Source organism: Nocardia sp. NPDC057272, from assembly GCF_042668615.1.
Lineage (GTDB): Bacteria > Actinomycetota > Actinomycetes > Mycobacteriales > Mycobacteriaceae > Nocardia.
Genome location: NZ_JBHUYK010000038.1, coordinates 25,889 through 41,423 on the forward strand (window position 1 = coordinate 25,889; position 15,535 = coordinate 41,423).

Annotated in this window: 14 protein-coding genes; 4 read left to right on the top strand and 10 right to left on the bottom strand. The window is 66.3% G+C overall.

Annotation, left to right across the window (positions count from 1 at the left end):
• Positions 1–24: 24 nt before the first annotated feature.
• Positions 25–390, bottom strand: coding sequence for a nuclear transport factor 2 family protein (locus tag ACFULV_RS32005; RefSeq protein ID WP_378628097.1), 366 nt, complete (start codon positions 388–390; stop codon positions 25–27).
• A gap of 213 nt (positions 391–603) precedes the next feature.
• Between ACFULV_RS32005 and ACFULV_RS32010 the strand changes: the two genes are divergently transcribed.
• Entirely contained in the window at positions 604–2,067 is a 1,464-nt protein-coding gene (locus tag ACFULV_RS32010; RefSeq protein ID WP_378663257.1) for an aldehyde dehydrogenase family protein, read from the top strand.
• Positions 2,068–2,173: 106 nt separating this feature from the next.
• Positions 2,174–3,328, top strand: coding sequence for a low temperature requirement protein A (locus tag ACFULV_RS32015; protein ID WP_378663259.1), 1,155 nt, complete (start codon positions 2,174–2,176; stop codon positions 3,326–3,328).
• Positions 3,329–3,389: 61 nt separating this feature from the next.
• On the opposite strand, the gene ACFULV_RS32020 is transcribed toward ACFULV_RS32015, so the two are convergent.
• From ACFULV_RS32020 to ACFULV_RS32055, 8 genes are all read right to left on the bottom strand, one after another.
• Entirely contained in the window at positions 3,390–3,830 is a 441-nt protein-coding gene (locus ACFULV_RS32020; protein ID WP_378663261.1) for a nuclear transport factor 2 family protein, read from the bottom strand.
• A gap of 50 nt (positions 3,831–3,880) precedes the next feature.
• Entirely contained in the window at positions 3,881–5,374 is a 1,494-nt protein-coding gene (locus ACFULV_RS32025; RefSeq protein ID WP_378663264.1) for an aldehyde dehydrogenase family protein, read from the bottom strand.
• Positions 5,371–5,820 (bottom strand): VOC family protein, encoded by a 450-nt coding sequence (locus ACFULV_RS32030; RefSeq protein ID WP_378663267.1) that lies wholly within the window; start codon positions 5,818–5,820, stop codon positions 5,371–5,373. Before ACFULV_RS32030 ends, ACFULV_RS32025 begins: the two co-directional genes overlap by 4 nt.
• Before the next feature lie 69 nt (positions 5,821–5,889).
• Complete coding sequence (locus ACFULV_RS32035) at positions 5,890–7,443, bottom strand: aldehyde dehydrogenase family protein (protein ID WP_378663270.1); 1,554 nt, start codon at positions 7,441–7,443, stop codon at positions 5,890–5,892.
• A 187-nt stretch (positions 7,444–7,630) separates the two neighbouring features.
• On the bottom strand, positions 7,631–8,758 hold the full coding sequence (locus ACFULV_RS32040; protein WP_378663272.1) for a lactonase family protein: 1,128 nt from the start codon (positions 8,756–8,758) through the stop codon (positions 7,631–7,633).
• 32 nt (positions 8,759–8,790) lie between these two features.
• On the bottom strand, positions 8,791–10,203 hold the full coding sequence (locus ACFULV_RS32045; protein ID WP_378663275.1) for an MmgE/PrpD family protein: 1,413 nt from the start codon (positions 10,201–10,203) through the stop codon (positions 8,791–8,793).
• The gene (locus ACFULV_RS32050; RefSeq protein ID WP_378663277.1) at positions 10,203–10,979 is read right to left on the bottom strand and encodes an N-acyl homoserine lactonase family protein; all 777 of its coding nucleotides are present in this window, start codon (positions 10,977–10,979) and stop codon (positions 10,203–10,205) included. Before ACFULV_RS32050 ends, ACFULV_RS32045 begins: the two co-directional genes overlap by 1 nt.
• A 29-nt stretch (positions 10,980–11,008) precedes the next feature.
• Complete coding sequence (locus ACFULV_RS32055; protein ID WP_378663280.1) at positions 11,009–12,418, bottom strand: aldehyde dehydrogenase; 1,410 nt, start codon at positions 12,416–12,418, stop codon at positions 11,009–11,011.
• A 394-nt stretch (positions 12,419–12,812) separates the two neighbouring features.
• Between ACFULV_RS32055 and ACFULV_RS32060 the strand changes: the two genes are divergently transcribed.
• A complete protein-coding gene (locus ACFULV_RS32060; RefSeq protein ID WP_378663282.1) occupies positions 12,813–13,106 on the top strand; it encodes a putative quinol monooxygenase in 294 nt (97 codons plus the stop codon).
• Positions 13,107–13,134: 28 nt separating this feature from the next.
• Entirely contained in the window at positions 13,135–14,283 is a 1,149-nt protein-coding gene (locus ACFULV_RS32065) for a lactonase family protein (RefSeq protein ID WP_378663284.1), read from the top strand.
• 75 nt (positions 14,284–14,358) lie between these two features.
• Here the strand turns inward: ACFULV_RS32065 and ACFULV_RS32070 are convergent, their stop codons facing one another.
• The gene (locus ACFULV_RS32070; protein ID WP_378663287.1) at positions 14,359–15,273 is read right to left on the bottom strand and encodes an alpha/beta hydrolase; all 915 of its coding nucleotides are present in this window, start codon (positions 15,271–15,273) and stop codon (positions 14,359–14,361) included.
• Positions 15,274–15,535: the final 262 nt, after the last annotated feature.

The window sequence follows — 15,535 nt, forward strand, 5'->3', positions numbered from 1 at the left end:
TCGGCTACTTCGTCGTCACCACTGTCAGAAAGTAGCGGTCTCGAACACGACTTCGTTGTTCTTGACGTGGTAGGTCTCGGTCGCGGTCTTGCCGTTGCCCAGATCGAAAGCGAGGTAGACGTATTCGCCGACAGCCTCTTTGCGCGTGAAAGTAGGTGCGGCGGCGGCATCGAGCTCGTCGGCTCCAGCGGCCAACAGCGTCGCCAGGAAGGCTTTCATAGCGGCCTTGCCAACGAGCGGCTCCGGGGCCAATGTCGTGATGATGACCGTGTCCTCGGAATAGTCCGCGGCGATCGTGTCGACGTCGCGGCTGCCCATCGCGGCGATGTGCCGGTCGACGACCGCCATCGACGCTTCGGCAATTTTGTCTGCTTCGGAAATCTTGCTCATGTGTGATTACCCAACTCTCCACGGCTGCACGGGAACTCCGTCGTGCCGATTTCAGGAGATTACGGTCGCCTCTCGTCCACATCTGTCCAGGAAATTGGACAGTCTGCGAATTGCGGAAACACCCTCCACGCCAGCAAATATATTGTATTGAAATCACTGAACCTCGGGCGCTTCTCACTTCCCGACACCTCTCGACCCGAAAAGGATTCACGCATGACTGCCCTCATCGGCGAGGCCGCGAGCTACATCGACGGCCGCTGGACCCGCGGCGACGGTGACCCGATCACCACGATCAACCCCGCCACCGGCCAGCAGGTCACACTCACCCCCGCCACCGGCCCCGACCAGGTCACCACTGCCATCTCAGCCGCGCGACGCGCCTTCGACGGCGGCGAATGGAGCCGCCTGGGCCCAACCGAACGCGGCGCACTACTCCACCGCCTGGCCGACCTGCTCCAAGACAATCGGGAGACTCTGGTCCACATAGCAGCCACCGAGATCGGCACCCCGATCAGCAGCGGACCCACCCTCCACGTCGACCTACCCGCGAAATTCTTCCGCTGGTTCGCCGACGCCGCCACCCGCGGACCACGCGAGGGCTACGAACAACCCCTGCCCCTCGACCACGACCCGATCACCACCAGCAGCCTGCTCCTGCGCCAACCCGCAGGCGTGGTCGCCGCGATCGTCGCTTACAACGTCCCGATCATGATGAGCGCCTACAAACTCGGCGCCGCCCTCGCCGCAGGCTGCTCCACCATCCTGGTCACCTCCCCCAAAGCCGTTCTACTGACCTCGGCATTCGTCAAACTGGTCGAAGAAGCCGGATTCCCCACTGGCGCAGTCAATCTCGTCTTCGGACCACCAGCGGTCACCGAACAGGTCGTCACCGCCCCCGAAGTCGACATGGTCACCTTCACCGGCTCCCCCACCGTCGGCAGCAAGATCCTCACCCTCGCCGCGCCCACCTTGAAGAAAGTCGTCCTCGAACTCGGCGGCAAATCACCCAACATCGTGCTGCCCGGCACCGACCTGGCACGCGCCGTTCCAGCCTCAGCGTTGCGCTTCACCCGCAACAGCGGTCAAGCCTGCGGCGCAACCACACGAACCCTGGTGCCCCGAGCCGACTTCGACGAGTACGTCGAACGCTCGGGTGTGTTCCTGCGCAGTCTCATCGTCGGCGATCCGTTCGCACCCGATACTGTTCTGGGCCCACTCATCACCGGCGAACACCGCGACAATGTCGAAGGTTTTCTTTCCCGGGCCCGCGCCACGGGTGCCCAGATCCCTGTCGGCGGTGGACGACCCGCAGGCCTCGACGACGGATTCTTTCTCGAACCCACCCTGGTAACCGGAGTGCCGAACGAGGCCGAAATCGCCCAAGAAGAGCTGTTCGCGCCGGTCGGTGTCGTCATTCCCTACACCGATCCAGACGATGCCGTCCGCATGGCCAACGACGTCAAATACGCACTGAACGCCAACGTCTGGGGGCCGACCGTACACGCCATCGAGTTCGCCCGGCGGCTGCGTTCGGGCACGGTGACCATCAATGGCGGCGGTGGGATGCGCGCCGACGCCCCTTGGGGCGGACCCGGCCACAGCGGTATCGGCCGAGAGGGCGGCGAGGAGGGGTTCAGGGAATTCTTCGAGGTCAAACATGTGCAATGGCCACTGTGATACGGGGTTGCACCGGCGTGGCAGCTAACGGCTCGAGCACTCGCAGATAGGTAGGCTGAGGCCGCGTTGCGAAGTGCTCGAACACGGCGTCACCTAGGAGGAAGCCATGAGCGCACCGCGTATGCCGCTATCGCGTGCGGTCTCGCCCCTCGAGCTGTTCTTCGATCTGGTCTTCGTCCTGGCGCTGGGCCAGCTGACCCATCACTTCGTCGCGCATCTGACCTGGCGGGGCGGGGCGGAGACGCTGGTGGCGTTGATCGCGGTGGTGGGCATCTGGACGTTCACCACCTTCGAGATCACCATGCTCGATATCGAGCGCAAGGGCACGAAGCTGATCACTGTGGCGGTGATGGCCCTCGGTCTGTTCGCCAATGCGGGCATCGCGCATGCCTTCGACGACAGCCCGTGGCTGTTCGTGGTGCCGATGCTGGCGGCGCTCATCGGGCCCAGCGTATACGCCGCTGTCACTGCACCTGACAACGCCCTGCGCGGGCACTACCTGCGGGTCCTGCTGTGGTTCATGGTCTCGACCCCGCTGTGGCTGATCGGTGCGATGGTGGAGCCCGGCACGCGCCTGTGGTTGTGGGCCGCGGCGGCCGCCGTCGACCTGATCGGTACCTGGCTGGCGCATCCCGTGCCGGGTCGACGGATCGATTCACGGCAGCTGGCGTTCGACGCCGAGCACGTCGTGGAGCGAATGCGACTGTTCCTGATCATCATGCTCGGCGAGACCGTGCTGACACTGGGCCGGGTAATCACCGAACACCACGACGACGCGCTGGTGCTCACGCTCGCCTTCGGCTGTTTCCTGGCGCTGGTCTGCCTGTGGCAGATCTACTTCGCCCGCGCCGAGAGCGACGTGGTCCGCGACATCACCCGCACCGCCGACCCGATCGCCGCGGTACACCTGGGGCTCAGTGTGATCTACGGCGTGGTTGCCGGCCTGGTGATATTCGCCGCGGGTGCGGAAACTGTACTCGGGCATGCCCACACCGATCGCGCCGGCGTCGCGGGTGTGCTGATCATGATCGGTCCGGCGGTGTATCTGCTGTCGCAGGCCTTCTACTTCCGCCGGGAGACCGGCACCGGCTGGCTCCCGCGCGTGGTGGGCGCCGCGGTGCTCGGTATCACGGCGAGCGCGGCCTACTGGCTGCCGCCGTGGCTGGTCATCGTAGCCCTCGTACTGATCCTGGGCGGTCTGGCCGTGCGCCTGTCCCGCGCGGCAACCGCCGAGTCGAGCGCTGGGGCCGAAGGCCACTGACGCTGATGCGACGCCTGAGGCCCTGCGACGACTGTCGCAGGGCCTCAGGCATAGGTCGGTGCTACGCGAAAACTGGGCTGTCCGACACGAAGCTCGCGAATTCCAGCCGCTTGGTCTTCCACTCTCCGTCACGCCGGACGAACTCGAATGCGTATCGGCCCGAGAGCAATACCCGGGTACCGTCCGCGGTGAGTCGGAAATAGAAGACATCGGTCGCCGCGGTCGCGGTGTCGCCCTGGATCTGGATCACCGGATTGGTGATGTGGTGATGACACTGCGGGACCTCGCGCCATACCTTGCGCACCAGTTCCCTGACCCCGTCGATACCGTGGCCCGCGCCTCGCGGCAACAGGTAATCGGCATCGTCGGACCAAATGCTCAGAAAGGTCTCTTCGTTCTTCTGGTCGATACCGTGGCAGTACTTCGCCATCAGTATCTTGATTTCCTCGAGGTCGACGACCCACCGGGTCATCTGCTCCAGGTCATTCTCGTGCTCTGTCATAGCAATACAACTTTCGGGTGTCGTTTGACGGTAACGGCGAAACCGCGCCTTCAGCGGTCGAGCAGCGTGACGACTGATTTGGTCTCGAGGTATCCCTCGAGCGCGTCAGGACCGTTCTCTCGGCCCCAGCCGGACTGCTTGAATCCACCGACGGGCATCTGGACCCCGCCTGCCCGATGGATGTTCACGCCGATCCGGCCACCACGCAGTCGTCGGGCGATGCGATGCGCGAGCGCGACATCGCGCGTCCAGACACTGCCCGCCAGACCGTATTCCGTGTCGTTGGCCGAACGGATCGCCTCGTCGAGATCGGTGAACGACAGGACGGCGATGACCGGTCCGAAGATCTCCTCGCGGACGATCGCCATCTCGGGCAAGGCGTCGGCGACAACGGTCGGCTCGTAATAGAAGCCGGTCTCGCCCACCCGCTTGCCGCCACAGACCACCCGGGCGCCTGCGGCGATCCCGCCGTGGACGTACCCGGTGACGCGATCGAGCTGACGCCGCGAAATGAGCGGTCCCAGCACCACATCCGGGTCGGTGCCGTAACCCATTTTCATGGCACGGCCCTGTTCGGCGATCCCTTCGACGAGCTCGTCGTAGATGTCGGCGTGTGCGAACAGCCTGGTGCCCGAGGTGCAGATCTGCCCCGAGTTCCAGAACACGCCGAGCGCGATGCCCGCGGCCGCGGCCGTCAGGTCGGCATCGGGGAGCACGATCACCGGTGACTTGCCGCCCAGTTCCAGCGATACCTTCTTCAGGTTGCCGGTGGCCGCCGCGACGATCTTGCGGCCGACCTCGGTGGAGCCGGTGAAACTGATCTTGTCGACCCCGGGATGTTCGGCCATCGCCGCGCCCGTTGCCCCGAAACCGGTGACGATGTTGACCACACCGGCCGGGACGCCCGCTTCGAGCAGGATCCGGCCCAAGGCCAGCGCCGACAGCGGTGCTTCCTCCGACGGCTTGAGCACACACGTGCACCCGGCCGCCAGCGCCGGCGCCAACTTCATCGACATGGCGATGAGCGGTGCGTTCCACGGCACGATCATCGCCACGACACCGACCGGCTCCCGGTAGGTCGCGCCCTGCATCCGGCGCTCGGCGGTGCCGAGGTCGACGGTGGTACCCACGATCTTGTCGGCCCAGCCCGCGAAGTAGCGGAACTGGTTGACCGCCTCGGCCACCATCAGCTTCGCTTGGGAGACAGGAACACCCACGTCGAGGCTCTCCAGTCGCGCCAGCTCCTCGGACCTGTCCTCGATCAGATCAGCCGCCCGCCACAGCACCACACCGCGCTGTGCCGAGGACAGGCGCAGCCAGCGCTCCTCGTCGAAAGCGCGCCGCGCGGCCCGCACCGCGGCATCGACATCGGCCGCGGACGCCTCGGCGACCTGCCCGACCACCTGTTCGGTGCCCGGATCGATCACCTCGAACGTCGCGCCCGTGGCAGCGGGCACCCACTCACCATCGATGAGCAGGTGCCCGACGCCGCCGGAACCGAAGGCGGGCCGCACCGCCGCTTCCACTGTCACCACCGAGCTCATGCGTGATCGTGGATGTAGGGAACCGGGTGCGGGATCTTGGTGCCCGGCGGCGGGCTCTGCACCGCGTTCGGGTCACCGGAGACCAGCTCGACCAGGTAACCGTCGGGGTCGGCGACCATGGCCAGGCTGACCGGACCGAAATCGGTGGGCTCGACCCGCAATTCATGACCCGCGGCCTTGATTTCCGCCGCCGCGGCGTGGACGTCGTCCACGACCAGCACCAGCGGCGCATACCCGGGAATCGGGGCGGGTGCGGGCAGCAGATCGCCGTGGAGCAGTACCAGGGTGCGCACGCCCGCGGAATCCTCCAGCATCACTTCGGTGAGTTCCGGGTCGACGAATTCCAGCAGCGCGCCGACCTTTTGGTCGAACAACGCGTAGAACGCCAGCGAGCGGTCGAGATCGCGAACGATCAGCTTGAAATTGGTGAACTGACCTTTGATCATAAGATTCTCCGTTGGATCTTCTCGAACACGAGCCCGACGCTCGGGCGCGCACCGGTACCGCGGAAACTGCTATTCGGCCGAGGGCGGGGTGCCGAGGACGAGGCCGTAGGCGCGCCGGCTCACATCGCCGGACAGGTCGATCGTGATGCCCTTGTCCTGGGTGAACTCGCTCAGCGCGTCGGGGCCGAGCTCACGGCCGGTGCCGGACTGCTTGAAACCGCCGAACGGCAGGTACTGGGAGATGTTGTGGTAGTCGTTGATCCACACCGAACCCGCCTCGATCTGCCGGGCGACCTCCAGAGCACGCTGGTTGTCGCGGCTCCACACCGCGGCCGCCAGGCCGTACTCGGTGTCGTTGGCGATCTTGATCGCCTCGTCCTCGGAGTCGTACTTCAGGACCGAGAGCACGGGGCCGAAGATCTCTTCGCGGGCGATGGTCATGTCGTTGGTGACACCGGTGAACACCGTCGGCTCCACCCAGTAGCCCTTGTCGAAGCCCTCGCCGGTCGGCACACCGCCACCGATGACCACGGTCGCGCCCTCGGCCTTGCCCTTCTCGATGTAGCCGAGAATCCGCTCGTGCTGGGTCTTGTTCATCACCGCGCCGATGTCGGTGGCCGGGTCGAGCGGGCTGCCGATCTTCAGCGTCTTCAGGCGCTCCACCAGACGGGCGACGAACTCGTCGTGGATCGAGGCGGGCAGCAGCAGGCGGGTGCCGGACTCACAGGCCTGGCCCGCGTGCAGCAGGAAGGCGTAGATCGAACCATCCACTGCCGCAGTGATATCGGCGTCGTCGAGCACGATGTTCGGGCCCTTGCCACCGAGTTCGAGCAGCACTCGCTTGACGGTGCCCGACGCGTCTGCCATCACCTGCCGGCCCGTGGCGGTGGACCCGGTGAAGGACACCAGCCGCACATCGGGGTGCTTGACCAGGTGGCCGCCGACGGTCGGGCCGTCACCGACGACGACATTGAGCGCGCCGTCGGGCAGTCCGGCGTCCTGGAGCAGCTGAGCCAGCTCGAGGGCGAAGATCGGGGTCTTCTCGTCGGTCTTGAGCACCACGGTGTTGCCCGCGGCCAGTGCCGGGATCGACTTCCACACGGCGATGACCGCCGGGAAGTTCCACGGGACAATGCCCGCGCACACCCCGACCGGCTCCTTGCGGATGAAGCTCGCCGAGAGCACCTGACCGGCGACCGGTCCCGAGCGCTCGAACTCATAGGTGCGGGTCAGCTCCGCGTAGTGGCCCAGGTGCATCAGCGGGAAGCCGACGCCGATGGCGCCCGCCAGCCGCAGCGGCATACCGGTCTCCTTGGCGCTGAGCACCGCGAGGTCGTCCATCTTGGCGCTCAGCGCGGCGATCACCCGGTCGATCACGGCAGCCCGCTCGGCAGGCGGGGTGTTGCGCCAGACACCGGACTCGTGGGTCCGCTTGGCGGCCGCCACCGCGGCGTCGACGTGGCTGATATCGGCCTGGGCGACGGTGACGACGACCTCCTCGGTGGCCGGGTTGATCACCGGGATGGCGGTGTCGGTATCTACCCACGAACCGTCGATGAAGAGCCGGTAGTGCGGCACGCCGTCACGGTCGACAGCCGGCGTAGCGGGAAGGGTGGCAGTCATTTCTCACCTCTGGGGATCTGTTTCGCCGGCGATTCCGGCGGGCAGGTATGTGAATGAATTACGCAGTGGGACATTTGAATTCGCATTCGCCATGATTTTCGCGAACCATGTCCTATGTCTCGACGGTAGGGACATCCAGGACGCGCGGATGTCCATGTTTCTGGACAGTCGACGCGATGTATCTCCGCTACCGACCGGCCACGAGCAGCGAAGCCGCGGAAAAAAGCAGTCCGGTGCCGACCGCTTCGCCCGCGTCCGGTGTCAGCGCGCCGTCGGGCTCGATGCGGTAGCCACGCAACGCGACCGTGGGTGTCGGCGAGGTCCCCGCCAGATCGACGGCGTAGAGCCGCTGACCATCAGAGGAAACGAACACCTGACCGGGCATCGTGCCGACGGGCCCGCCTGGAAAAGGCGAACCCGGCAACGGCCGCAACGCCCCGTCCGGTTGGACCGCGAAACCGGTGACGTCATTGGTCAGCGCGTTCGGGGTGTAGAGGAACCTCCCGTCGGGGCTGAGCCCGATGCCGTGCGGGGTCAGCCCCGTCGCCGCGAACGGCGATCCGGGCACCTCGACGAGCGCGCCGGTCGTCGGCTGGTACCGGAAAGCCGACACACTCGACGTATGTTCGTTCGAGGTATAGACGAACTGGCCATCCGGTGAGAACGTCGGACTGACCGGTCCGCCGCCGGTACGCACAGACTCGCGGGCTGCTGAGACCGTGCTGTCGGCACGCAGCTCGAACCGAGTCATCGTGCCGCCGGAATAGTTGGACACGTAGACATTCAGACTGTCGGGCGAGACCACCGGCATCGGCACCGGGCCACCCGCGATGCCGACCGGGCCGATCGCCACCGGCACGCCCTGCGGCGTCGGCGCCCCGTTCGCGGCCACCGAGTAGCCCTGCAGGTGGGCACCGCCATCGAGGCTGGGGCCGGTGAGCAGCACCAGATGCTTGCCGTCGGGTGAGAGGTTCATCCCGAGCGGCGGTTCCGACAGGACGGTCGGGGTGCCGGGAACCGGGGACAGGTCGCCGCCCGCACCGATCTCGTAGGCGAAGATCGCCGCGGCCGGTGTGATGGTCAGGACATAGAGGAAGCGGTGATCCGCCGACTCCTTCACCGACAGGTTGCCGAATCCGGTGGGTACGTCCGCGACGAGTCGCGGTGCCCCATCGGCGCCGACCCGGTAGCCGAGCAGCCGGTCCGAGGCAGCACCGGCCACATACAGATAGTCGGTGCCGGGGGCGCCGAGCGCCGGGGAGACGGGCAGGGGTATCAGCAGAGCGGCGGTCGCGAGGATGCCCAGCGACATCATGCGCCGTCTTCTGCCGATACGGTCTCGTATTCTCACGCTTGTTCTTTCGTCGAATGCCCGGCCGCGAGGAGCACGGCCAGATCTCGGCCATCGGTGGCGTCGTCCCAGAGCAGGGCGGCGATCCGGGTTCCGTCGGGCACGTGGTCACGGGCTGCGAGCCCGGCGCCTTTCGCGATGAGCTGCGGGGTGGTCATGGGAGCCGCCACGGTGCCGACGCTGTCGATCACGGTCGCCGACGCGGAACTGCCATCAGCGAATCGCAGACGCACCGACGAGGCGAAATGATTTGGGTAGTAGCGCTTTTCGAGATCCGAGTCGACCTCGAAGCGGACCTTCGCGGCGATCGCGAGGATCCGTTCGTCCCTCAGGAACTCCTCGCCGTAGGCGTCGTAACGGGTCGGACCGTAGGCCAGCGTCGCACCGACGATGTACGGACAGCTGTACTGCGCGGTCATCGTGGACTCGGCCTCGGTCATATGCTGGTCGGCGACGAGTTGTGGCCCACCGACCACGATTTCGGTGATCCGCTCGACCGGGATCGTGAATCCGTCGGTCACCTCGGCCAACGCGTCGATCGTCGAATGGAACAGGCGGCAACACGAGTACGGCTTGTAGCTGATGGTGTGGATACGCAGCCGGTCTCCCGGCGTCACCTCGCGCAGCGGACCGCCGAAACTCGCCGCGACACCGTAGGTGCCCTCGACGACCAGGCGGGGCGCCGTCAGCTCCGGTATCAGCGCGAAATCCGCCGCCAGCACACCGTTTCGGGCGCCGAGCCCGGCGTGGACCCGTTTCACCTCACCACCGGTCGGCTCGACCGAGAACTGCATCGACCCGCTGGGTTGCGACAGCGCGTGACCCCATGCCGCCACCAGGATCTCGGGATCGACCAGCTGCCCATCGCGGTAAGCGTGCAGGCTCACTGCTGCCGTGGCCGCACCGAACGCACCGAACACCGACGTCGGATGGAACCCCCGATGCACGGTCTCCAAACCACCCGCTGCCGTGCCGATCAGAACCATCGCCTCATAGCCCGCGGCCACCGCCCGGAACAGGTCGGCTTGCGAAGCGCCCGTCTCCGCTGCGACGGCCAGCGCCGCCGGGATCACGACCGACCCCGGGTGACTGGTGGTCACGTCATGGGTGTCGTCGAGCTCGTAACTGTGCGCCGCCGTCCCGTGAACCAACGCCGCCACCGACGCTTCGGTACACCAATCAGACTGCAGCACCGGACTTCTACCGGTACCCGCGAAGCGCCTCGACCACTCCCGAACCCGACCTGCCGCAGGTCGGGTACTGCCCCACAGCGAGACGATGAAGTTGTCGAGGAACAGTCGCCGTATCGCCTCGACATCGTCGGCACCGAGTGAGGAATTCGCCACGGCGGCCACGTGCTCGGCCAGTCGCGCGGTGACACCGACCGATCCGGTACCGGAGCTGGTCATCAGGCGTAGCCGCCTTCGACGGTTCCCAGCCGCTCCCAGTCCTGCGGGTCGTGCAGGACCCATACCTCGGCCTGCTGGGCGGCACTGATCTGCTTGATCCGCTGGATCGACTGCACGGCCTGGATGGCGTTGACGTCGACCGGGCACGGGCACTCCGAGACCAGGCCCGACCGCAGGTGAACCGCGTCTCCGGTGATCAGGAATTTCCGCGACGGCAGCGTCACCAGCAGACTCACCTCGCCGGGTGTGTGTCCTGGAGTCTGCAGGATCTGGATGCTGCCGTCACCGAAGAGGTCGTAGTCCTCGCGCAGCGGATTCCACGCGAACGAGCGGGTGAGCTCGAGATCCTGCGGCCGGTAGAAGCCCTGGTAGGGCGGGTCGGGCCAGAAGGCATAGCGCAGATCCACTTCCGACATGTAGAACTCGGCGTCGGGGAACAGATACATGCCGCCGGTGTGGTCGAAGTGCGAGTGCGATATGACCACGTGGGTGACGTCGGACGGTGCGAACCCGGCCTTCGCGAGCTGGAGTTCCAGGGTGTTCTCCGGCGGGCAGTCCAGCGCGAACACATCGACGAGGTCGCCGTAGACGGCGCGCGGATCGTTCCATGCCTCGGGCACCAGGCCCGTGTCGAACAGGACCAGCCCGCGCTCGTGCTCGATGAGGAAGGTCGGGATCGGCACCGTGAGTGGACCGTGCTGACCCATGGTGATGAGTCCGTGGTCCAGCGTGATCGATGCCCCGGCCAGTGGCCACAGACGTTGTGCAGTCGACATTGACGTGCCTTTCGGAGTGCGGGTGAAGTTCAGGACAGGGCAGCGGCGATGTCGCCGGAGATGCCGTAGGACTTGGGTTCGACGAACGCGTCGAACCCCTCGAGGCCGGCTTCACGGCCGATGCCGCTGTGTTTGAACCCGCCCAACGGTGCGTGAAAACCCGTACTGCTGCCGTTGATCTCGACGCTGCCGGTCTGCAGCCGGGCAGCCACCGCGAGAGCGTGGTCGGTATCGGCGCTGTAGACCGCGCCGCTGAGCCCGTAGACGGTGTCGTTGGCGATCGCGACCGCTTCGTCCTCGCTGTCGCACGCCAGGACCGCGACGACAGGACCGAAGATCTCTTCCTGGGCGATGGCCATGTCCGACGTCACCTCGGCGAACACGGTCGGCTCCACGAACAGACCGTGCTCGAAGCCATCCGGGCGGCCGCCGCCCACCACGACTTTCGCGCCGTCAGCCCGGCCACCGGCGACGTATCCCTCGACGCGGGCGCGCTGGCGTGGACTGACCAGCGGACCGATCTCGGTCGCGGGATCGGCGGGATCACCGATCCGCAGTCCACGTACCGCGTCGGCGAGGCGTTCGACGAGTTCGTCCGCGCGAGAACGCGAGACGATCACGCGGGTCTTGTTCGTGCAGGCCTGCCCGTTGTAGCGGAACGACAGCGTGCGCAGCGAAGCGACAGCGGCAGCCAGATCGGCGTCGTCGAGGACGAGTGCGGCCGACTTGCCGCCCAATTCGAGGGTGTAGCGGCGCAGGTCGTCGCCGCAGAGCGCGGCGATACGACGTCCCGCCACAGTGGAGCCGGTGAACGACACCTTGTCCACCCCGGGGTGGGTGACCAGGTATTCGCTCTCGGCGCGATCGGCGACCACGATGTTCAGGACGCCGGGCGGAAAACCGACGGCATCAGAGAGTTCAGCGAGCAGATACGCGCTCAACGGCGCCTCGGGCGACGGCTTGAGGATCACGGTGCAGCCGGACAGTAGCGCGGGCGCGAGTTTCAGCATCGCCACCGACAGTGGCGCGTTCCACGGCACAACCGCCGCGACCACACCGAGTGGTTCCCTGGTGACGAGCGCGTTGCCGATCGCCGAACGCCGCACAGTCCGCCACGGATAGTCTTGCACCAGTTCGAGATTGGTCTCGATGAGCGCGATCGCCGCGCCTGCTTGGGAGGCCAGCGTCTGCGTGATCGGGCAGCCCATCTCCTCGGTGATCAACGCCGCGATCTCGCCGCGGTGCTCGGCGATCGCCTGACCGAGCCGACTCAGAACCGCCATCCGCTCGGCCAGGCTGATCCGCGGCCACGGGCCGGTGTCGAACGCCGACCTGGCGGCGGACACTGCACGGTCCATGTCCTCGCGAGAGCCAGCCACTACGCGACCGATCGGCTGCCCGGTGAACGGTGAGACGACCTCGAAAGTATCGGTGGTCACCGGGGCGACCCATTGACCGCCAATATACAGACTCGAACGGTTTTCTCGCCGCACCGCCACATCGAACTCCTGCCGCACGAATACAGCCGCACGCACCGCACCATCGACGAGATGGCCGTTGCCACGCTGCAAAAGGAACTCCCGGAATAGTTTCCGAATGAGTGACCTCGATCATATCCAGACCTGGGTGCGAATCAATTGACGATTTTCGAACCCTCACTTCACCGGCCCCGAACCCACCCAGACCTCGCTGACCAGCCACTTCGCGCTGATCGAATCGCCACTTGCCAATTCGCCAATTGGCTTGGACTGTGATGCGCGTTACGGTCGTTTCGTTCGCTGCCGGAGTTTCCGCCGAACATTCCCTTTCCTGCCGACAGGAGTCTGCATTTCCATGGCTGTTCAGGTAACAATCGACATGTCCGCCAAAGCCGACCGTTTCGACGATCTGCGCGAATGGTTCATCAAGAACCTGCCCGGTACCCGCAGCTTCGCGGGCAATATCAGCGTCGAGGTCGCACGTAATCAGGACGAACCCGCCCGGATTCTCTTCGTCGAGAAGTGGGACACCCGCGCGAACTTCGAGGCCTATCTCGCCTGGCGCGACGAGTCCGGCGTCATCGCCGAGTTGCTCGAGATGCTCGACGGCGACATCACCTTCCGCTACCACGACTTCCTCGGCGTCTGACACAGCGGATAGTTCGGATAGGTAGTCGATGACGACATTCCCACGACGTAGGGCGGGCCGTCGCGCCCCGCTGCTCCTGAAGCCGACCGCCGCGCTCGCGGCGGTGGTCCTCGGCGCCGGCTGGGCGGCAGGCACCGCCGCCGGAGCACCCGGTCAACAGTCACAGTTCCTGCTGATGGGCGGCACCGCCACCGGCAATGTGGCGGTCCTGCGCATCGCCGACGACGGCGGGTTGTCCGCAGTGCCCGGCTCACCGTTCGGCGCGGGTCCCGCCGTGCTGTCGGTGGCCGCGGCACCCGAGAGCCGCGATGTCTATGTCACTCAGGTGGGCGCGCAGCGCGTCACCGGCTACCACCTCGACGACAACGGCACGGCGCATCCGATCCCGGGTGGTGAGGTCGCGTTCAGCGGCGGCCCGGTGGTCACCTCGATCCTGACGCCCGACGGACGATTCCTGTTCATCGGGGCGGGCGGGGTACCGGGACGGATCAGCACCTACGCCGTCTCCCCCACCGGCGCGCTCACCTTCCTGCGCGAGACCACGGTCGACGGATTCGCCGTCTTCCCGATGATCACCGTCGACCCGAACGGCCGCTATCTGCGCTTCACCAGTGCCGCCGACGCCAAGATTCACAGCTACGCGATCGGTGCGGACGCCGAGCTCACCGCGCTCGGCGATCCCGTGCCGGGCGGCAGGCTCCCGGTCAATCCGGGCTACACGCCCGACGGCCGGTTCGTTTACGTGAGCAATGAACAAGGCAGCAGTGTTTCAGGTTTCGCGGTCGGCGACGACGGAAGCCTGACGCCCACCCCCGGTTCGCCGTACGCCACCGGCGGGATGCCGCACGCGGCCGAGGTCACCTCGGACGGACGCTATGTCTACATTCCCGAGGTCGCCGGCGGCGCGATCGCGGGATTCTCGATCGGTCCGGATGGTGCGTTGACGCCGCTGCCCGGTTCCCCGTACCGTGCGCCGGCCGGGTCCTATCCCGGGTTGGTGAAACTCAGCGACGACGAGCGCCACCTCTACGTCGCCGACTGCCTGCCCACCACGGTGACAACGAAGATCCACATCTTCGACGTCAACGCCGACGGCACGCTGACCCGATCCGCGCTGCCCTCGGTCGATACCGGAACCATCTTCGGCGACGGTCCGATCCTGGTGAAGACCCCCTGACCGAGACACGAAAACGTCTGCCCCGCACGAGGATCACCCGTGCGGGGCAGACGCCTGTGTGAGCGTCGGCCGGGATCAGCCGGCCAGACCCTTGCCGAAGAACTCGTCGAGCTTGTTTACGGCGGGGGTGACGTACTGGTCCAGGTCGTACAGGTCGACATGGGTCGCGCCGTCGACGACGAACAGTTCCTTCGGCTCGGCGGCCTCGGCGACGGCCTCCTCGCTGAAGTAGGCGGTGTCAGCCTTGGAGCCGACGATCATCAGCAGCGGACGCGGGGAAATCATGGCGATCTTGGCGTACGCGTCGAACTGCGCGATCCGGTCGATGCTCTGCAGCGGCCACTTGTTCTCCGAGCGCTCGTGCTGCCCGCGAGGGGTGCGGTAGTAGTCGTGCGCGTCGCGGAACAGTTCCGGCGCCTGTTCCAGACCTTCGGCGCTCGGCGGCGCCCAGATCTGGTAGTTCGGCTCCGCGCCCTGCGCCTCGGCGGTGCGCAGCGCACCGGCGGCGTCGAGCATTTCCTGCAGCACCGACGGGTCCTGGGTGCGGCCGAGGCCGTTGCTCAGGTAGTCGCCGATATCGAGACCGCTGACGGTGGCCACGGCCTTGATGCGGTGGTCGGTCTGCGCGGCGAAGGGCACATAACCACCGGAGGCACAGATACCGAGGGCGCCGATGCGGGTGGGGTCGACATCGTCACGGGTGGTCAGGAAGGTGACCGCGGACTTGACGTCCTCGCTGCGCTGGAAGGGGTCCTCCAGGAAGCGGGGCTCGCCTTCGCTCTCACCCTGGTAGGCGGCGTCGAAGACGAGCGCGGCGTAGCCCTTGTCGGCCAGTCGCTGCGCGTAGATGCTGGCGGTCTGCTCCTTCACACCACCGCCGGGGTGCGACACCACCACGGCGGGCAGGCGCTCACCCGTGCGGTTGTCGGGGGTGAACAGGATGCCCGCCATGCGCAGGCCGTTGCTCGAGAAGTTGACGCTTGTGCGCATCAGGCACGATCCTTTCGATGAGATCTGCTCCGGCTCGAAGCCGATGCGACAAGCTTGTCGCCGGCAGAACCTCCCGACAATGGGAAAGATTCTTCCCATGAACCCCCACCCCCAGTAAGAACTACTGTCAGATCACGAGTTCCGACTGATTCGGCGTCCGCGAATTCGGGCTTCGTAACATGTCACTGGGTTCGATAGCACTCGCGTTTTACGATGAGAGGAGCCGGTGACCGGACCTCGGGTTCTCCCGGCACGATCGATG